Origin of the sequence: Paenibacillus sp. Soil766 (assembly GCF_001428105.1) — a bacterium.
GTDB lineage: Bacteria > Bacillota > Bacilli > Paenibacillales > NBRC-103111 > Paenibacillus_E.
Genome location: NZ_LMSJ01000004.1, coordinates 160465 through 180611, shown reverse-complemented (window position 1 = coordinate 180611; position 20147 = coordinate 160465). Strand labels below are relative to the sequence as shown.

13 protein-coding genes are annotated in these 20147 nt (G+C 48.1%); all 13 read right to left on the bottom strand.

The features are described 5' to 3' along the window. Positions 1 to 145: 145 nt before the first annotated feature. The 13 genes from ASG89_RS04670 to ASG89_RS04615 all read right to left on the bottom strand — a co-directional run bounded on the left by ASG89_RS04670 (position 146) and on the right by ASG89_RS04615 (position 20129). On the bottom strand, positions 146 to 1834 hold the full coding sequence (locus tag ASG89_RS04670; RefSeq protein ID WP_057309166.1) for a hypothetical protein: 1689 nt from the start codon (positions 1832 to 1834) through the stop codon (positions 146 to 148). A 34-nt stretch (positions 1835 to 1868) separates the two neighbouring features. Beyond that, the gene (locus tag ASG89_RS04665; RefSeq protein ID WP_057309165.1) at positions 1869 to 3986 is read right to left on the bottom strand and encodes a phage tail protein; all 2118 of its coding nucleotides are present in this window, start codon (positions 3984 to 3986) and stop codon (positions 1869 to 1871) included. 436 nt (positions 3987 to 4422) lie between these two features. Further along, positions 4423 to 6663 (bottom strand): putative baseplate assembly protein, encoded by a 2241-nt coding sequence (locus ASG89_RS04660; RefSeq protein WP_057309164.1) that lies wholly within the window; start codon positions 6661 to 6663, stop codon positions 4423 to 4425. Between the two features lie 60 nt (positions 6664 to 6723). Then, positions 6724 to 9798: a baseplate J/gp47 family protein gene (locus ASG89_RS04655; protein WP_057309162.1), complete on the bottom strand. Its 3075-nt coding sequence runs from the start codon at positions 9796 to 9798 to the stop codon at positions 6724 to 6726. A 49-nt stretch (positions 9799 to 9847) separates the two neighbouring features. Then, the gene (locus tag ASG89_RS04650; RefSeq protein WP_057309160.1) at positions 9848 to 10249 is read right to left on the bottom strand and encodes a GPW/gp25 family protein; all 402 of its coding nucleotides are present in this window, start codon (positions 10247 to 10249) and stop codon (positions 9848 to 9850) included. A gap of 33 nt (positions 10250 to 10282) precedes the next feature. Continuing rightward, a complete protein-coding gene (locus ASG89_RS04645) occupies positions 10283 to 11008 on the bottom strand; it encodes a phage baseplate assembly protein V (RefSeq protein WP_057309158.1) in 726 nt (241 codons plus the stop codon). Continuing rightward, positions 11008 to 12096 carry a phage late control D family protein gene (locus ASG89_RS04640; RefSeq protein WP_057309156.1) on the bottom strand — a complete coding sequence of 363 codons (1089 nt, stop codon included), beginning with the start codon at positions 12094 to 12096 and terminating at the stop codon, positions 11008 to 11010. The genes ASG89_RS04645 and ASG89_RS04640 overlap by 1 nt, the downstream gene beginning before the upstream one ends. A gap of 4 nt (positions 12097 to 12100) precedes the next feature. After that, positions 12101 to 12727, bottom strand: a complete 627-nt coding sequence (locus ASG89_RS04635; protein ID WP_057309154.1) for a CIS tube protein — start codon at positions 12725 to 12727, stop codon at positions 12101 to 12103. Between the two features lie 93 nt (positions 12728 to 12820). Next, entirely contained in the window at positions 12821 to 18535 is a 5715-nt protein-coding gene (locus tag ASG89_RS04630) for a hypothetical protein (RefSeq protein WP_057309152.1), read from the bottom strand. A gap of 21 nt (positions 18536 to 18556) precedes the next feature. Beyond that, complete coding sequence (locus ASG89_RS04625) at positions 18557 to 19006, bottom strand: phage tail protein (protein WP_057309150.1); 450 nt, start codon at positions 19004 to 19006, stop codon at positions 18557 to 18559. Between the two features lie 17 nt (positions 19007 to 19023). Further along, complete coding sequence (locus ASG89_RS38420) at positions 19024 to 19197, bottom strand: DUF6760 family protein (protein WP_312886413.1); 174 nt, start codon at positions 19195 to 19197, stop codon at positions 19024 to 19026. Between the two features lie 20 nt (positions 19198 to 19217). Then, positions 19218 to 19589: a hypothetical protein gene (locus ASG89_RS04620; RefSeq protein ID WP_057309148.1), complete on the bottom strand. Its 372-nt coding sequence runs from the start codon at positions 19587 to 19589 to the stop codon at positions 19218 to 19220. Between the two features lie 105 nt (positions 19590 to 19694). Beyond that, positions 19695 to 20129 carry a phage tail protein gene (locus tag ASG89_RS04615; RefSeq protein WP_056612231.1) on the bottom strand — a complete coding sequence of 145 codons (435 nt, stop codon included), beginning with the start codon at positions 20127 to 20129 and terminating at the stop codon, positions 19695 to 19697. Between the last annotated feature and the right edge of the window lie 18 nt (positions 20130 to 20147).

Below are 20147 nucleotides of genomic sequence, written 5' to 3'. Positions count from 1 at the left end.
AAAATTGTTATAATATCATCCATTTTCGACGATATCAGGCTAATTTCATAGTACTAAGTTCGTCTAGTACCCTAACTTCAACCCACAAACATGAACAAATAGACCGCCCCGAACAATTGAGCTTGTTCAGGACGGTCCTATCTACCTACTCCGTGTCACTACCTGCCGAAGCCGCTTCTCTCATGGCCGACAACGCTTCGTCCAAGGAATCTCCACTTCCACCACTACCTTGCACTACGCCGGCCATCTCAGCACTGTATGCCCACCAGCGCACACGTACATTGCCTTGCTCACCGGATTGCTGCACTTTCACGCCGATACGAAATGTCCCCTTCTGCGGGTACGCGATCGTTCCGATCTTCACTTCAGGTGCATCTGGCTCAAACTCACTACCTTTAAACACTTCCGATGAACCGCCATATACACGGTCGCCGCTAGATAGAATATCCGAGAACGCATCGCCGCTTCGCTCTTCTAAACTTGTAATAATCAACACATTTCCCTCGCCGAGTCCATGTACAATCTCACCGGAATAGAAGCTCTTCATTGCTCTCCCGAATGGAGACACAGCAATCTTCGTGAATGGATCAATTGGGATATCAACATACCCGCTTACAATGCCTGCAATCCCGCTGCCGCCGCCAGCTGGAATGCCCAAATCAAAAGACAACTCGCTGATCAAGGGGTTGTAATTGACGTTTAGCTCTGGCATTTGCCCTGGAGCCAAAGTTTTCACTTTAGACTTCGTTACGAATTGACCGGACGTTTCTTCCCGATATTGACTGGCTTGACCGAGTCGGTACATCACGGATGTATTGTAGACGTATTCACCGAACGGTACTTGCTCTACCGTTTCTATTACATAAGTCGGTCCGACTTGGATCAAACATATTTTGGCCAAATAAATGCACGGCTCCGATGGGGCTTCCAAAGATGCTTCCAAGGATTGCTTCACGAAATCCGACATTAACCGCTCTTTCACCGCTTCAGTCACGATGCTAATCTCGCCAACGGATTGTGCTTGCAGCTCCAGCTGTCTATCATCCAGCTTCAAAGCCCCTGTACCTGCTTTCACACCTACTAACGCTTTCACGGCAGCCGTACTATCAGCACGAAGCAGCACCTTCATTTCATATTCGCTCTCTTGCGCATCTTGCGGCTCTTGGAACACAATGGTCGTCCCATTGATCGCCTCTACGCGATGAGCATCAAGCTCATATTGGAAGGACAATCGGCCAGCTTTCAGCGTTTTCTCAAAACGCAGCGTCATCTCGAACAATTGCCCCGGATTCACATAGCGTGGTGTCGTTTGCAGGACGCGTACCTGCTTATCCTGATACAGGACAATCGTCTGATCTGACAACGTAGCTAGTGGCAATGAAGCTGGGTCCGGCGCATCCTCACGGATAAACAGACGATAGCTTTCCAACACACGATTATAATCATTAATTTCGTCCGAACGGACGGAAGAGTTCGCTACGGCATGGACGGGCTCTTTTTCCTTTTCATCGTAGGCAATACACAGGTAAACGTTCTTAGCGTACTGATTATTGCTGAACCCATCCATCATGGACAACTTCATCGTCATCGGAGATGGCACGACAATCTCCCGTCCTAAGGCATCAATGGCGGCCCCCATCTCGACCGAAACAGACTTCTCATCCACAGCTACAACCTGCAAGCCGGTTAGAACGCCAGAACCATGTAGAAGACGATTCATCATTCTGCGTTTATCATTAAAATACTTTTGCTCGGATTCGAAATCTCTGACCGTCAGCAGCTTCCCATAGAAATACCTGTTGCGTTCAAACGGGTAATAACGTGATTTTTTCATAACGATCCCCTCACCTTCTCTGACTCTAATTCATTCACTCGATTTCGGAATCTAGTCCCAAGCGCGTATGTATATCCATCCGTTTATCACGATCCACATCAATCAGCACGGTATTGTAAGGCATCGACGAGCGCTGATCAAGGGTTAATAAAGTAGGCTCAGACAAGTACGTATTAATACCCAGGTAAGTATGCATATCCGCATACATCCATGGCTGCAACACTATCAATTTGCCATCGGTATATGCCGGCTTCTGATCTTCAATAATGTGCTCAATAACTAAGCGCTGCTCATCTGTACGCACACTCTCTGGCCTTAACAGCACGCAGAAGGTATACGGATTATCACCATATAACTGGGTGAACAGTTGCCGCAGTTCTGACGTTTCTTGCATTTGCTTAAATTGAAAATATTCTAGTATGAAAGGCTCAGCGCCCGTGTAAATATGCAGCATATTCATCAAGCCTTCGCGCGTACCCCGCAGCTTATAAAGTTCAGGTGCCCGCTTGATTAGCTCTCTCAGCTTCTTCTCACCCCAGGCCTCGTGCTCCGTAATGGCAAGCCAACCGCCTAACCATTCTAAGTACGGCCCCGACACCGCATCTGGATCAAAATGACCCGAAATTCGATCAATCGTATCTTCCATATCGTCAAAAAACGTACTAAACATCGCTAGGAATCGCTCCAAGAAAGGGCTATGTTCCTCATCCTGTTGATACATCGGCGGCAAATACGCGATCAGTGAAGTGCGCGGGTAGTACACTCTCAACTTACGAATAAACGGTGATTTCTGCTCACTGCCAACGAGCTCGATTTTGAACCAGAGATATCGACCCTTCGCATGCATCAGCAACGCATCCTTCGGATTCAGAATCGGCTCTGACCATAGGTCGCGCGTCGCTCTTAGCTTTTCTTTGACTGAGATATCTGGATCTGTGAAATAATTGGTGAGATTTACGTAATCCCCATCCACCATCCCTTCACTTTCATCCGAGGCATAATACGAAAACCGAACCTGCGTCTCCTCTGGAATATCCGCTTCCAGCCGTATTTTGTGCCATGTCGTCTCAGTTTCCGTCGTATCAAGATCCGCAGAGAAGTACACGGCCTCCGGCAACTGCGTATCCTCCAGCAGCATCGTTCGAGCTCGAAGGTCCAGCAAGCTAATCTGACCGCTCATCCGATCAAACACATACAGGCGATTGCGTCCATCCTGCACTAATTTATCCGTTCGTCCTCGGAAGCCTGTTACCTTGTCTAAGGGGGTGCCGTTACCGCGATATTTTAAAATAAACCGCTCCGTCACACCTTCTTGCTGCGCGTAACCGCTATCCCCTATATAGAGATTATGATTCGTATCAATGGAAATACCGGCAAATCGCCCCTCCTGCTCCAATTGGAAAAGGAATGGCTCTCGCCCATCTTCATGGAACACCGTTACCGTCCGAAGCTGGTTATCCAGCAGGGCAATAGTGCCATCTGCCGCCGCAGTAAAATAGCGATCCTGCAGCTTCGAAATCGGAATCGCTTCTGGCATACGATGTGCATCATGTTCATACACATGTATCACTTCACCAGCCGAGTTCCACTGAATAATGCCAATCCGACCGTCCTTCGGGACTTCGGGACTTCCATTCATACCAACCGCAATGTCCAAAGGAACCGCCATAAATAGCGTATTCGCGGTCTGAAGCTTCGTATTCAGTGACAGTGGATATAAACCTAAACCATCCCAATCTTTAACTGCCCACATGGTTTGACCATTCGAGATGGAGTAGACAGCAAGCCTTCTCTCCGTACCCTCACTACTATCAGCAATCACAAGAAGATCCGACATTGATGCAAGCATCGCTTGCGAGCTGAATAATTCGTGACCATGGCGAAACAGTAGCTCCCTGTGTCGGCTTTCGTCATCATAAATCCACACATTCGCTGACTCATCTAGCAGAATTAGCTTCCTTCCAGGACCCACCGTCATATCGCAAATGGGCGGAATTCCATCCAACTCATCCGTGCGAACGATGCGATGAATGCTGTACTTCTCCGACTGCTGAATCGAAAAACCCTGCTCCAGCATATGCACATTCGCATCAAAGCCCTCTTCCCAATCCATTCTCTTATTTAGCGAAAAAAACGTTTGTCCATCCTGCATCGTTCGTCACCTCGTTTCTATGGTTTTTGGGGCAAATCAAGTTCAAGTTCAAGTTCAAGTTCAAGTTCAAGTTCAAGTTCAAGTTCAAGTTCAAGTCAACCGCCTAACCTATTCTCCGCCGCCCCAAACCACTAAACGACCAATTATGCTCAAATTAACTGTACATTTTCCATCTAATCGCAAAATCTCAGGTCATACGGGAAAATTAGCTGTATATTTTACAGTTATTTGAAAACTAGCTGCTCAACTGACTATACTTCTACTTTTCATCCATCAACTTGACAGTTAGTAGTCGAAGCACTCTCTACTTCTAATTCTACTTTTACTTTTACTTTTACTTTTACTTTTACTTTTACTTCACGTGAGTATGACCGACGTCATGCCTAGGCTGCATCTGGCACCTAAAATTCGCGCGCGCGTTGGGTTACTTCTACAACTACAAATCGGTCTGACTGATCGTCTCGATCTCATGATTGCCGGAGTAAACTAGCGCATAAGGCGGGATATGAATATCCCCTGCGCCATCCTTATGAAAGCCCGTCCCTTCGGCATCGAGCCAGATGTCCTGCACATAGACGACACCTTTGATTCGGGAAATGATGCCGTAAATATCACCCTTGTACACGGTGCGCCCAAAACGCCAGCCCTCTGCACCCTGCCCGTGATCCATGGGCTGAAGGAGATTTCTGAGCTCAAGCGCGATGCGCCGTTGCTCATTCTTATACTTCGGCTCCATCACCACGACAGCGTGGACGGTAATCTTAATATACTCCGCTGGAATGACATGCAGCTCCGTTGTCAGAAGCCGATGCCGATCCAGATGCAGCTTGATCGTCTGCAAGAAGCCCTTGCCAGCTTTCGGCTTATCGCTTTCGCTGTAAGGCACAACCACCACGGTCATCTGCGCCGGCGCCGATACCCGTGGGAAATCCCGCATCCCCGGCTTATACAGGGGGATTGCCTTCACCCGCGCGACGCGGAGACCCGGCGCCGCCTTCGCGAGCGCCTCGTAGTCCTCGGCGGTCACCGCGCGCGTTGGCGCAGCCAGCTCTCGCTGCACGCGCAGCTTCGCTTGCGCGAGCGTCTCCGCCTCCAGGCCGCCGCGCGCCGGGAACGGATTCGTCACGCTCACGCCTGGCGTAGCTGTGGAGCCAACGCCCGTCACGAGGCCGTCCTTCACGTTGCCTCGTGCACCGCCCCCTGCCTGCAAGGACAGGAACCGAATATTCGGTTCCCCGGACTTGCGCGGCACTAACCCCGCTTCGTTATTCCCGAAGCGGATCGTGCCTGCAGTGGCGTCGTAGACGTAGTGCCGGTCCGTCGACTTCGAGTTATCGAAGTCATCCACGGCCGTCCAATCGTCCCAGACGAAGCCATCCTCGCCCCGCGGACGGTAACCAACCTGCAGCAGCATGCTGCTAGGCTTGTATACGCGTCCGCGACTGATCTCAAAGGTCTGCCCAGGCAGACCTTTACTGCCTCCCACATACCGGCTGTAGTCAAACTCAGCCGTGTATGCAACAAGCCGCACCCGCTTCGCACCCTGCGGCGGGAGACTGCCGTGCACCCCGTTGCCGAAGCGAAGACGGGTCGTCCGACGGGCCGAATCCTGCTGTAGCTCGCAGCAGAGATCAGTTGGCCCGCAAGCACTTAAGTCAGCGACCGTGTGCCAGTCGCGCCAACGGCCCTGCTCGTCCAGCACCTGAATCGTGTGCAGGCCGTTATAAGCAAGATGCGAGCTAAGCTCGAAGCTCTGACCTGGCTCTCCTGAAGAATTGAAAGCCGTCACCTCGCTGAAGGTTTCCTGCTCAACTGCTTTAACGGCATTGAGCGTAATCTTCTCAATTTTGGGAGCCAGCTCATAGCCATCCTCCGCCAATGTACAACAGAGCCAATAGCGGCCACAGTCATCAGCCGGATACAAGGACAGCGGCTTCATCTCTGAAGTAATGAAGAACTTAAACTCACCGCTTTGCGATAGATGAACCGTCGTATCACTCTTTGGCTCAATCGGCAGCCAGCTCTCCGACTGTCCATCTCCGCCTGCACCTGCGAAGGACCAAGCTACTTTGGCTGATGAAATCATCGGCGCCATCTTCTCAGCTTGGTGACTTACGGTCACAGGGTAGCGGTCAAACAGATTAAAATAGATCGAAATCTCCGTTTCCATTGGCAATGCCTGATCGAATCCGAGATATAGATGAGCACCTTTGCGGGCATCAGCGCCAAAAGCATAGTAAGCAATTTGGGCCTGATTGTTCGACGTATAATCGGCAGCTGCCGTTTCCGTACGAACGAGTACCTTCTCCAATGCAGCTGGTACTAACTGTACCGTTCCCTGCGTCTCAAAACGCAGATCCATCGCGGACAACGGTGTCCCTTTAGGGAGCACAAGCTGCTGCGTAGCGCCAGTAAACGTCACATCGCAAACCGCAGACACAGCATCGCGAGGACGAATCCCCAACAGTTTTAGAAACTTACGTTCACTGCGCTCCGTCACCCGATTTAAGTAATACTGCTGCATCTCAGTCATCCATGACATCAGCTCCAGCAGCGTGATCCCAGGATCATGCTCATTCTCGTCTGTCCATTCTGGAAATAGCTTCGGAATCGACTTCCGCGCCTCCATCACCATTTGTTCAAACATCCGGTCATCTAAATTGGGAATTGGCAGCACTTGTGCTCACCTCCTAAAAGTTTCGTTAGAAAACTGACTCCGTAAGCATACTCTTTTCTCCTAAAGTACGTTCACAACCACCTTGTGCTTTCCACTCACAATAATGCTATGCGGCAGCGTAGGCAGACGATTAACATCTAACTCCACACGCTCACCGTCTTCAATTTTGTAGACAGTCATATACAACTTTTCGACATGGGAGATCGCCCGAATCGATTTCAACAGCGCATAAAAGACGGAAGGATGAATCTGCGCACCGATCGCCCAACCTTTATTATCAAAATGTCCAGTCAACGGGTCAAGGAATCGATTTAATTTCTCAATCGCCTGTATTTCCGTGAGAACGACCGTATCCATTCCTTCAACAGCGACAATAGCAGAAACCGATATTTCCATATATACCGGCTCAATGACCTGTAAGCGTTCTGGGAAAGCAACCAGACTTGAAGCACGCCCCAGAATGAATCGTTCTACCTGTTTTTTCAGCTCAGGAAACGTTGAACTGCCTTGTTGGCCCTCTTTTGGCAAAATAACAAGCGTCATCGCTCCGATTTCTTTCTGCATATACGCATTCCGATTCGGAATACACGTCACCTTCGCAATGTTCGGGTAGGCTTCTCTAGCCAGCCACTCATAGTCTTTGGACGAAACGGCGCGGTTACGATGCTTCAACAGCTCCGGCCCCCGCACTAGCGCAGACTCCAGCTTCTCGGCCTGACAACCGCCCGATGCGGGCTCAGGATTATACACCTCACCCACAAAAGCAATCGAATCCTGCATTTGATTGATCTGACGAGCAGCCACATTGCCGATTTGACCCATTGTAACTTGGTAGGTAACCTTCATTTGCTCTAGTCCGCCCTTCGGCGGGTGCATCCCATGAACGCCATCCCCTACCCGTATCCGTCCGAAGGTGTGATCAATCACATAATGTCGATCTCGGTTACCCGATAACGTCAAATCACGAACAGCCGTCCAACGAACCCATACCTGCAGAATGTTGCCCTCTGAATCACGTCGAATGTCCATGAGTGGCGTTCCAGATAACTCGTATTCCGAGATATCCTCTTCTGTGATGAATTCAGTCTCATCTACCCATACTTCTTCTGATACGATTCCTTGTCTGGCTAACTGATATTCCGTTTCTTCCAGTCCCTTGACCTCTGGAACCTCACCTGTAATAGTCTCCTGCTGGAGGACATGAACCGTATTCATATACACGCCCTGAATCGTCGGAATCTGTACATTCCCCGTCACATCATCATAGATATCATCCCGATTTGTAGCCCGAATCCAGTAACCATCTTGACCGAATAGTGAGGCAGCTGCAAAATCAGATGGACCCACGAACTGTACCGTGCCGCTTTGCGTCAAGCCATTCGTTTCATCGATAACCTTGAGTACCACCCACTCTGGTGGGGTACCTGGGAGCAAGCCTGCTCGCAAATACTCCCACTCCAACATAGGAATGTCATGCTCCGAGAATCGTTGCTGTTTAATAGAAACGAATATCGAAATCGGACCTCGCACAGGCGGTGTATCAAAAGAAAAACATAACGCCGGATGGCTGCCTTCCAATGGCTGGAAGGGTTCAAATCCGCCTGCCAATTGACGGCTATGCTTGGTCCGTTCCTCGTAAACCGTGTTGTTGAAGGACAAACAGCGTCCCGCTTGATAAAGGCGATCCTCATACTGATACGTCAGCGCTACTTCGTCTATCCAAGGTGATAAATATAAAGCCTGCGCGATGTACGCATTTTCGATATGTAAAATCCGTGCTCGGATCCAGCGATTCTCGTTCCCGTTCACATAAGTAGCCTGGAGATCAGGCGGACAGCGGAACTCAATCTCTTTGCGAACCTTCTGTTGCAAGGGGTAGTAGAAGAGCTTCTCCGCATCTTTGCCGACATCCAGCCGCACCCATGTTGTACCATTCCAATATTCCCAAGCCACTTGAAGAACCGTCACATGCACGACAGGTGCTTTATCGAACTTATTCTTCTTCATGACCATTTTCCAGTCAATGGGATCCGCGTTTTCCGCCCCAAAACGATTCTCAATCGCCTGCAGCCCGAAGCTCAGCTTAATATCACCATTGGTTTTCGTAAATACTTCCTGACTACCAATATAAAAGGAGCCATACAATGCGAATTGATCACCAAATGGATAGAACCCCGAAGGATCCGCATCAATATCATTGTAAAACATCTGATCAGGCTGAATACCGCCCGTTTCAAGTGTATCTACATAGTCTGTTTTGAAAGAAATATGATCCATAGAAAGCCTGCTATCAGCGAGTGTCGTACGACCATATTGGTGTGGCTTTAATCGACATTGAATCCAGCGACCACTCTGACCATTCACTTCTTTGGGAGCAAGCTCTTCATGGACACTTTTGAGCAAAATAACCCGATTACCCTTCGCCTCCACGGCATCAAATGCTCGCCAGCCATCAGCTGTTGCATACAGCCATTCCGTCAGCTCGGGATCTGCCAGTTGGCTGGACATCCCGAACTCCTCAAAGCGTTTCGTCGAGTTACGGAATTCGATCTCAATCTGTGCCGGGTTGGTTACCGTGAAAAGGGAGCTGTGCTCCAAATACAAGGCATGTTCCTGTAAATTGCCCTCATCTTGCAATCGGAACAGCTTCTTCGGCAACGCATGACCTTGACGACTAGCGATTAGAAATTCATCTGCGATCCGGACAATAATATCCTGTTTACGACTCGTCACGTAAATGCTCGAGAGCACAGCCGGCGTCAGCAACGCGCTGCGTGCTGTTTCATATAGAATCGTATCGGCCTCTAATGCAGCGGCAATTTGCGTACCAGCTGAGATAAACACAGATTCTTTCGTGCCTTCATTTAATGCAAATGTCAGGTAACTGCTAGCCGGTCTTGCTGGAAGCAGCGTGACATCGAACATATTCAGAAACGAGATTAGGTTCTTCGTTGGCACCCGATTCAATCGTTTAATATTGTCGTGAAACATATCCGCGAACATCAGGAATAACGCTGAACCTGGATCTGGGTTCTCAGGCGTAAATCGCCACTCTGGCGTATAATATGGTGCCATTTCCTTCATTTGGTCTATCAGATCAGGTATGTCTCTGGGATCAATTTTGGGAGGTTGCACAGCTCCACCTCCTCTCTACACGTATCGTCATCGCTTCCGCATCCTCTTTCTATTTCGAACCTTCAAATAAATAAAACGGATAGACTTGGTTAAACAAGTTATTCGTTGTCCGTACCTGATAGGCAATGTGTATCATGACTTTAGCGGGGTCATCCGCTTCTGGAATTGCTTTCACTTCAACCTCGTGGACCCTCGGCTCCCAGTTGCGTATGGCTTCTTCAATATTCGTCTGGAGCAAATGAAGAGTCGTATCGTCGGTTAAACCGAAAATAAATTCCTGAACGCCGCATCCAAAAGAAGGACGCATGACGCGTTCACCTTGTGTGGTGCCCAGAATGACGCGAATCGCTTCAGCGATGTCTTCCTCATACTCGGACATTCGGATTCTTCCAGTTGCAGGATCAACCTGAATCGGGAATTTCCATCCTCGTCCCAAAAATGCTTCCGACATCTCGCCACGCCCTCTCGCTAATTGATTTTGACGCTAGTTAATTTTCACCATACTACCTTTGATGTTGATAATCCCATCTGACTTCAGATCCAAGGTTGCCCCTGCCTTCAACGCCATGGTAGCGGATGCTTCTATGTTAATTTGTGTAGATTTTATTTTGATTTCCTTCGTACTTTCAATGCCGACCTCGCCTTTGGCGTTCAAAGTGATCTTCGAGGTTTGGCTGACGACCGAAATTTCATTCGCCGATCCGCCTTTAATCAAGATCTTATTGTTCCCACTGGAGTCAGCAATCGAAATACTTTGATCCTTGTCCTTTAGTTCAATAATCTGGCCTTTTTTCGTCTTCACTGTGATACTCTCGTCACCGCTCTTATCATTGAACGATAGTTCGTGACCTGATTTGGTCTTAATCATACGCAAATCATTCTTCTCTGCGGGTGTTGGCGGCATATTTTTCGGATTCCACAGCATACCAATCACGAAGGGCATCCGCAGCTCGCCTAAATGAAAGGCAACCAGCACCTCATCCCCAACCTCCGGGATAAAAAGACTGCCCATTTCTTTACCGCCCATTAACGTCGCAATACGAACCCAGTCCGTCTCCGTTTCGGTTTCTTGCATCGGCAGCTTGAGCTTCACACGTCCCATTTTATCAGGATCGGTGTTATTCGTAACCACAGCTACCATGACGCCGCCAATCTTCTGACTGGCAAAATCGGATATGCCGCCAATAGTTATATCGGGAGTTTTGAACATTAGACCGCATTCCCTCCCAGTTGGAACCGAGTTGTATAACCTTCATCGTCGAAAATGTGGGTTGCTCCCGTAATATAATACGGTTGGTCGAACGACTTGCCAACACCAGTCAGCTTGATATAGCGCCCGGCTCGAATCTCTGGAATTCCAATACATTCCCCGCTGCCGCTAACCAGCTTCATGGCTCGGCGATTTAATATCGCATCTGCGTAGCTTTTTGCTTCCTCCACCGAGGTTACATTCGTATACATATGCTCGATGAAATCACCTTTTGAGCCCAAAATATCCTTGCCCGTTTTGCTGTTGGAACCGAGCTTCGTCACGCTGGCAGACTTGCCTTCAATAACTTTTAACTCTTTATTATCCCAAGCTCGTACGGTTACGCCCGTAATTTGCTCGGCTAAATTGTGATCTATCATTAAACTGCGGAGTGTTTTGCCCATTTCCAGCGTCATCACAGCTGTCATCGCCGTTAATGGCTTACGGAAATACAAATTTTTCCCCACAACGAAGAAATCATAGTTAACTAAATTTGCTAAATTTTGAATGAAGTGATAGTCATTAATCTGACTCTGTGAAAGTGCCGGAAATACCGTTGTTGTGGCATCCACATTTGTTTTGAAGCCATATGTTTTGGCGATTTCTTCAACGACCTCACTGTATTTCTTCTTATTCCAAGAGCGAGATTTCGTCCCTTTCATCATGAGATAAGAAATATCCATCCCACGTACCACGAGACCAGGGGCTCCGCCTTCTGGGAAATCTACAACGACGGACGTGATTTGACCTGTAAAAACAGGGGTAAATTTGTCTAAATAACCTAGACCAATATCAATGGCTTTACCTAATGTGAAGGTAGATAACCATTGGAATTCATTTTTCGTAATATCGTACGCATTCGCTATTCTGAAAGAAAAAGAGTCTGCCGTGCCATCAATCGTTGTGTCCACGCGTAGATTATCCAGTGCGATATCATCCGACAGCTTCGTGCCATCCACTTTAATATCATAGTAAGGTGCGTAAAAATCACTATATTTTTTGGCTAGGTCGTCAAAGGTAAAAGAGCTCGTATCCAGATCTAAGGGCATCGGCTTAATCCAACCTCGGAACTGAAATGCGGCGTCCCGTGGCTACTTTCATTGGATTATCGATCCCATTCGCTTTGGCGATTTCTCGCCACATCGTAGGATCCTCATACTCATTGGCAGCTATCGTCCACAGTTGATCCCCTTGATTAAGCATCTTCAATTTCGTTCTATCTGCCGAATGGCGCGGAATTTGCTTCAGTTGATCTTTCTTGCTTAGGGTAGATTTAAATGTCACCTTCAGCTTAGCCCGAACAGGAACACCTGTATCCAAGAACATTGTAAAATGCTGATTTACACCGACGACGACTCCCTTGAAATCCAATGAGCCCCACACGAATCTGCATAACGGCGGTGCATGGATCTCCTTCTCCACATCGAGGAGACCTGAAATCTTCGTCGTCAACTGACGAACGTCCGTCCCTTTCTCGTAAGTATCGAAAAAGAAATCCATAGTGAGTGTCGTCGTACCCCCGCTCACGAACTGAGCAATTGGCATGGACAGACCCGGCACTGTTTTCCAGTCGTAGTTATTGTTCGTGTCAATCGTATACTCACCTGGGTTAAACATGACTTGTACATTTTCTGTTTTACTGCCTTTGTGTACAATGATCATTGCTTTCTTAAGTGCCATTGGAATCCGTCCTTTCTGCCGTATTACATTTATGGAGGAATATAGTCGAATTACGATGTGATACACATACATTCTTATATTTAAAATACAAGCCTACATACCTCGTCGTTGCCGTTCGAATTTCATTTTTTTCTCGATTTCACGGTACACTTTGTCCGCGATTTTGGAGATATCCAGCTGTGGCAGCTGTTTAATTAGCTCTTGCAGCTGCTCTTCGCTTAGCTCCGGCGGCGTCTGATCGACTGGCGCTGCTGGTGTTGGTTCTGAGTCTGCGCTCGTTTTGGTGCGCAGCCAGTCCATGTCGAGTGGAGCGTTCGCCAGTTGGCTCATTGGTGCTTGTTTATGCTCCAACATGCTGAGTGGTGAAGCATGATGCTCTTGACTTGCTGATTGCAGGAGCACGTTCATAGGTGACGCGCCTTGGTGGCTCGCGCCGATGGACGGCTGCTGCGAGCGCGACTGCATTGGCACGCTCATTGCTGGCGTGCCTTGGTTGACGTCGGCGTTGCCTTGCATGCCGCCGGCGGGTCTGGCAAGCCGCTGCACTTGCGTGTGCAACGACTTGGTTAAAGCTGCAGCAGCCCAGCCTTGGCTGCTGCTGTTCGTGATACTGGCGCTGCTTAGCGCGCCAGCTGCGGCTGCGGCGGCTCCGCCAGAGGCAGCCGCCTGTATCCGACTGCCCGTCCCGCGGGCGGGCAGTCGGTGTTCCGCTGCGGCAGGCGAAGCCGCAGCCATCCCCGCAGGAGCAGCGCGAAGCGCTCCTGCGCTGCTCGCCAGCAGCGGCATGACACGCGGTGTCATGCTCGGGCGCTGGCGAGCTCTCGGCGCGCGTGCGGCGCGCGCGGTCGAAACCGTCTCTGCGGCCCGCGAAGCGGCCGCAGGCTCTCGCCCTTGTGCGCGCTGTTCTTCCACTTGCGCGCTCACCATAGCCCTAATGGTTTGCTCCGCCGAATCCACTTGGAAGCGTTCCGCTTCCAAGTGGTTCTCGGAACCACGTGTTTCTCGCATAGGCGCGCGCTCACTGCCATCGACGACTATGCGTCTCTGAAGATGTTCGGCTTGCGCCCCGCTCCAATTCACTGCTCCACGCTTTGGCGCTGCTTCGCTATCAGCACGTTGCAATAATCCTTGCCTGATATCTTGAGCAGATGCTTTATTGATTAATTGCCTAATTCTCGTCTCACTCGCCCGTTGAATCAGATTACCAGTACCAATACTTCCTGTACCTTGTATTCGATTCGAACTTTCCATCGTATTCTGACCAAGAGTCTGGCGGTTTGTTAAACTATCAGAACGCTTAATCGGTGTTGAACTTGTTGTTCTTCCAGAAGCGCGTTGCACGGATCTTAATGGCTCTGGATCAACAGTTCTATCCATCTGTCCTTCAGTCTCACGTAAAGTAAATTGTCTCGCATTCTGCCTGATTTCGTTCTCAGATGACCTTTGCACGAGATTGCTACGTACTATTTCACCCGTTGCACTACGTGATTGGACGTTGTCTAACTGATTAGCTCTTCTCACCTGAATGCCATTCGTAATCCCTAGTGAGCGTTGAACGAGCTTTCCTAGAACTGAACTACTTATACTCCTAGCTTGCAAGGGATGTTCAATGCCGTTGTTCAGTTTCAATTGCCTGCTCTTCTCACCAAAAGATGTCCGTTGAACAAGCTCCCCACGCACAACCTCTCTTGCCGACTGACTGGGCTGCGTGTCCACCTCTCCATTAAATCGACTCAATTGGATCTGTGTAGCAGCATCGGAATTCTGTTGTTCGATATGTGCATCCATTCTGCTAGTTGGGTTTCGATTCTCTCGAACCGTCGAAGTCTGTGCCCCTGCTTCCCCTAATACAGGTTCACTTGTTGGGTCAACGCTTACAGTACTGTTGTGCTGTCTCTCGTCCTTCCGATCAGCTTCAGCTAACGGTTGCACGTTACCTCGCTCCGCAATACTAGTCATTTCCAATGGCTGCGCATCTTCCAAACCGTTGGCACGTCTTGTTACCGTGCCATTCTCGATTCGTCCGGCCCGAAGCGTAAGCTGACCTCTCACCCATGCACCAGTTGAGCGTGAAATCGTAGCATCACCCTCGCTGCTTGTTGAAGATGATTGGGTGCGAGAGCTAAGGGTTGGTTTTTGAGATACAAACTGTCCTAAGTCAATGTTTCGCTGAATCCTAGATTGCTGCTCTTTCACCTGATTAACACGGGATGGACGTCCCTCTCGCCTTACCATTTCAAGGGGAGTACGACTATCGGATTGAACTCCACCGATAAACGTTGTTTCATTCGTTGGCTTGCCAGTAGCTTGTTCACTGACACTAGATTGTATTTCACTTGCTCCCACAGCACTGTGAGGCGCATTCTCCCTCGACGCTTCTGTTGAAAACAGACTGCGACCCTCTTGAACTAATCTAGCTGGTTGGCGAAAGCTTCGTTGAAGCAGCTGCTGGCCGTCCATTGCAATGCTGCTTGAATTCACGAGGTTCATGCTGCTTTGTGCTACTTTTGCCGCGATTTCAGCGGCTAAGGTATGTCTGATTGTCATCCACTGAGGACCTGTTCCTGCTTGATCCTCTCGTAAACCAGAAAGTTGTTGACCTGCCATCCTGTTGATGCTAACTCCGGATGGGCGTAAACTAGTTCGCAATAGACGAACAACTTCTCTGTTTTCTATGCTTTTCTGCTGTATGGGTGTTGGAAGCAACGTTCCTATGGAACGAACGCCTGATCTAACGCTTGCTTCTGCAATTTTAGCTGCTGCCTCAGAGGTTAACTTCCCTGTAGGACGATTCTCACTCTCCACTAGCCTATTGCTTTGAATCTTGTCTTCATGCTTTATTGGTTGTTGTCTAATCTTAACTTCTTGCAGGCCTTGTGTAGTAGAAGAACGAAGGAATTCATCCCCCTTCAATTTAGGCTGCTCCGAAATTGCTCTTTGCAATTTACTTTCTGATAAGTCTGGCTCTCGTTGGATATGTAGTCTTTGACTATCTACGCTTTGATTCCCCTGCTGACGGTTCAGCCGATTGCTTCTAAGCAGTTCCTTTGAAGATTCTCTTTTGCGTTGAACGTTAAGCTTACCTGCTGATCTAGCCAACACATCTGCACCTAGATCATGCTTTACTACGTTTAGTGATAATGGTAATGGGGCAGAAGCCCTATTTGTTGTTATGACTTGCATACGATCTTTGTTTACACTATTTGTACTCCTAATGAAAGTATCGTTATTAGAAGAGGGTTGTCTTTGTATGGTAACGAGCTGCTGCAACCAGTTCTCGTTGCTTTGTATTTTCTGTGCTTTTGGACGTCTATTTTCCATACGCGCAGGCTTCCTGTACACCTGACTCGGATAAGCAGTCACAACCTCAACTTGTTTGGATGCTACTCTTTCCTGCTCTGGCATTCTCACAGTCTCAGCATCGAATGTCGTCTTCTCTAGGAATTGCACATCCGTTGGAGTAGGCGAGCTCTCTAAAGATCCAACGATTGTTTCTTTACTTATTTCTTTACTTATTTCATTACTTGTCTGTAGGTCACTGCTATTTTTGCGTGGTCGTCCTCTTTTTCGCTTAACAGGCTCCTCTATGGGTTGCAGAATTACGGAATCTGCACTGTCCACATCCTGCTTTTGTTGCTCTTGTTTAGCTTGTTGAACTGGCACTACTTGGTCTACTTGGTCTACTTGGTCTACTTGGTCTACTTGCTCTACTTGCTCTACCTGCTCTATTTGTTGCTGTTGTTGAACACGTGGCCCTTCTTGCCCTAAACTCACTTGAGGATCACGTTGTAAGCCAAGTCCATTGTTGTTTTGCGCTGCTTGAAGTTCCGGCCATACTTGCGGATTCTCTCTAACTTGTCGCTGATGGAAATCTTGTCGTTCCCGCTCATGCGCTAGATGAATAGCCTGTTCATTCTCACGTGAAATGTGAGGTTGAGTTTGTGTAAACTGCTGATGGGATTCCTGCTGCACTATTTCTTCTCGTTGTGTCCGTTGTTGCTCTTCTTGTCGCTTTTGCAACTCTTCTCGTTGTACCCGTCGTTGAACTTCCTGTCGCTCTTGCAACTCTTCCCGTTGTACCCGTAGCTGCGCTGCTTGCTGCACTTGTAACTCTTCTCGTTGTACTCTTAGTTGAGCTTCTTGCTGCTCTTGTTGAATACGCAGTTGTTCGATTACTGGCGACTGACTTGATGCCGCTTCTTGCAGCCTTATTTCATCGCGTTCTTGTTGTAATCTCTGGACAGCATCTGTTAGTGTCCCTTGCTCTTGTAATACTTGTGAAGATTGCTGTGTCTGAGCGGCTTCCTGTTGCTCGGCTACTTTGCGCCAAATCCTTGAAGTACTCGTATCCATTCCTCTCATACGAGTATGATTTGGACTAGTTGAACTTGCCGAAGCATGCATTGATCTAGGTACACGTGACGTTAGACTAGCCGCATTAATCGCCCTGGGTTGTAGGCTGGAGGAAAGAACCCCCTTCGCAATGGAGGATTCACTACGACCTGAAGGTTTCAAACTTACCCCTGGTTCTCGTTCACCGTGCTGCCGTTTGCTCGCTTGTGCATCTTGCCCTTCAGCATGTTTGCTTAGCAAACTACGAATAAAGCGAACTGTACTTGGCGATGACCCTTCCGAAAAAGGACCTTCTCCCAGCTTTAACAACTTTCTAAATCTAATGGTCTGAGAATCTGTAGAGCTCGATCTTGGCACATCAGAATCACTCAAGTTGTGCGAACCTTGCTGTGTCGAACCGCGGTGACTCAATGGTGTTTGTGCTACCTCTTGCAAGATCAGCTTAGCCACATTGAAAAAAGAAGGATTCGACCGCAGCATATGTTCCCCAGATAAACGGGCACCAGCAGCCTCATCGTCATTTGGACCCAAACTCAACTTCCCCGTTTGGAACTGCTCGAGCCAAACAGATGTATTTCGAATAGCGTCCACATGCTGAGCGACGTTAGAATGATTCGCCCTAACTATTGAATGTCCATCTTGCTCGTTTGGACGAATTAGACTGCTATCCTTGTTGTCACGCAAAGCTTGTTTATATAATAAATTCACTGTTTTCCGGCTTATATTCGTTGTATGTCCTGTATGTTGAACGCCATTCACCTTAGGGCTCGGTTGATTCATCTTGCTGCTTGTAGAATGAGCTAACATACCTATCGAAGCAACGAGCTGCCTCATCGAACGCTGCATAATCGGTGAGTTTCGTTTATTAACGACGTTAATTGTATCTTGTTTAGTCTGTGTACGATTACGTTTAGCGGCATTTAGAATTTCTTGTTCCGCTAGGATTTGGCTTGCTAATTCCTTCTCCTTCTTGCTTTTACGTCCCCTCTTCTTCTTGACAGGTACGTCAACTGCTGCTGGCGTCTGTCCAGAGGAAACACTTTTATCTTCCTGCTGACTTTCATCTACAAAGACTTGCTTCGGTAACTGATATCCACTTTGTGTCACTAACTTCTGAATTTGCTGAATCGTTTGTTGCTTCGTAATGAGAGGTGCTGATTCTGGATGTTTCAAACTCTGCAGCTGTAGCTGCAATTGCAGAATCCAAGCCCGATCACTCGGGTTCTTAATAGAAGCTAATTCCTTATCTGTCAGCAAGCCTTTCCCCTTGAAAATCAGGGCAAACATGCCTAAATAATTATGTCGGTCCCATCCATACTTGCCCATAATGCCAGAGGCAAATTGCTTCGCCTGACGAGAAGTCTGACCGACAGTTGTCGTACGTTTACCTTCAGCAAAACGTAATGAACCCTTCTTCTTGTTCCTACGGGGTTTATGCGATTGTCGAGAGTTCATGAACAATCCCCCTATACGTGCTTATTTCTTGAAAATCGTCTTCAACCCTGCATGCACTAACTCAATCGACTCGATCGCCACATTAGCACTGCCTGCATTGAGATCTGGTCCATTCCATTTCACAGGAAATGCACTCGTGAATTCCCAACGGCACATCTCTTTGCCCTCAACGTTGTATAAAAGAATTGAGCCATTCTTACGACTAATCTTGCCTTGTGCAGCATTATTGTACCAATCCCACAACTCGCTAGAGTTGCTGATGCCTCTTTTAAGCACAATGTTAGGATACTTTGTATGCTGAACCATGTAGTGTGGATGGGTGTTCAAGCCACCTTCCCAATACGGCTTGACTTCGATCTCCGACTTCATGCCCGTCACCTCGGAGAACCCCCCGACGATTAACCCATCAAGTTCCACTAGAAATCGAAAATTGCCACCTACATTATGCAATTTGGGTGGATTCTTGGCCATTGTTTGTTACTCACCTCTTACCGAAACACATCAAACGGATTGTCTGGCTGTTTTTTACCTTCTTCGTTCAAATTACGGTTGATGCGGGAAATTTCCTCACACCACGTACGGCGTTCACGGTGTTCCATGGACATAATTTCATCATGTGACCAATGAAAATAATAAGCAATGAAGCCTACTTCTTCATATATTTTGTCAATGGGGTAGCCCGTTACGCCATCTCGTCCAAAAAAGACACGTCCACATCGAATTCATGTTCACATTTTGGACAGCTTGTATGAACCCTTGGCGCTTCCATTTCGTTAATTTGACGATAAAAGTTTTGCAAGAATGCTAAGTCTGCTGTGAAGAACTTCTCAACGACACGCGTATCAATGGCACGCAAGTCCCCTAAATTTGTAATAACCCGTGTAAGCAAAATGATCGTTAAATAACCTGGGTTTTGCTGAACACGTTGGTCACGCATCGGTAAAATTTCATCCGCAGCTGTCGCTAAGCGCATGACACCTTTTTTATGAAGCGTACCATTGTCATCCACATACCCTCTAGGAAGTTCAAATTCATATTCTGTTTTGAAAGCCATGGTGTCATTACCTCCTTCGTGGTGAAAACAATAAATTCTTCTATTTTAACAAAAAGAAGAGTCAGGAACCGGAGGTATTCGCTCCGGCACCTACTCTAGCTAACATTACTTCGTACGTGTCATACCTTCGTGTGCAAGCTCTAAGCTCTCGATCGCAACTTCGTTCCCAGTCCCTTTGAAGCTTGGTGCTGAGTACTTAGATGGCCATGCTTCGATTACTTGCCAAGTAGCTACGTCTCCGCCCTCTTCGTTGATCGCGATAATCGTGACCGTTTTGCGGGAGATTTTGCCTTGAATGGACTCTGACATCCAGTTGTACATATCCATGGAGTCTGTAACTCCCCATTTCAATGAGATGTTACCGTATTTAGCAAGACCCGGAAGTTTCCGAGGCGTGATGGTTTCGTTTCCTTCTCTGTATTCAATTACCGATAAGGAAGCATCAAATCCAGAAATTTCGCTGAATCCAGCTTGTTGAATACCTTCTACTTCAATTCTAAATCTAAAATTGCGGTATGGATCCCTACGTTCGCCAGCCATAGTATACCCCTTTCCTAA

What these genes read in the sequence shown, in the direction of transcription:
- ASG89_RS04670 (WP_057309166.1), bottom strand. Translation starts at nt 1,834, where the DNA reads ATGAAAAAATCACGTTATTACCCGTTTGAACGCAACAGGTATTTCTAT.
- ASG89_RS04665 (WP_057309165.1), bottom strand. Translation starts at nt 3,986, where the DNA reads ATGCAGGATGGACAAACGTTTTTTTCGCTAAATAAGAGAATGGATTGG.
- ASG89_RS04650 (WP_057309160.1), bottom strand. Translation starts at nt 10,249, where the DNA reads ATGTCGGAAGCATTTTTGGGACGAGGATGGAAATTCCCGATTCAGGTT.
- ASG89_RS04645 (WP_057309158.1), bottom strand. Translation starts at nt 11,008, where the DNA reads ATGTTCAAAACTCCCGATATAACTATTGGCGGCATATCCGATTTTGCC.
- ASG89_RS04640 (WP_057309156.1), bottom strand. Translation starts at nt 12,096, where the DNA reads ATGCCCTTAGATCTGGATACGAGCTCTTTTACCTTTGACGACCTAGCC.
- ASG89_RS04635 (WP_057309154.1), bottom strand. Translation starts at nt 12,727, where the DNA reads ATGGCACTTAAGAAAGCAATGATCATTGTACACAAAGGCAGTAAAACA.
- ASG89_RS04630 (WP_057309152.1), bottom strand. Translation starts at nt 18,535, where the DNA reads ATGAACTCTCGACAATCGCATAAACCCCGTAGGAACAAGAAGAAGGGT.
- ASG89_RS04625 (WP_057309150.1), bottom strand. Translation starts at nt 19,006, where the DNA reads ATGGCCAAGAATCCACCCAAATTGCATAATGTAGGTGGCAATTTTCGA.
- ASG89_RS04620 (WP_057309148.1), bottom strand. Translation starts at nt 19,589, where the DNA reads ATGGCTTTCAAAACAGAATATGAATTTGAACTTCCTAGAGGGTATGTG.
- ASG89_RS04615 (WP_056612231.1), bottom strand. Translation starts at nt 20,129, where the DNA reads ATGGCTGGCGAACGTAGGGATCCATACCGCAATTTTAGATTTAGAATT.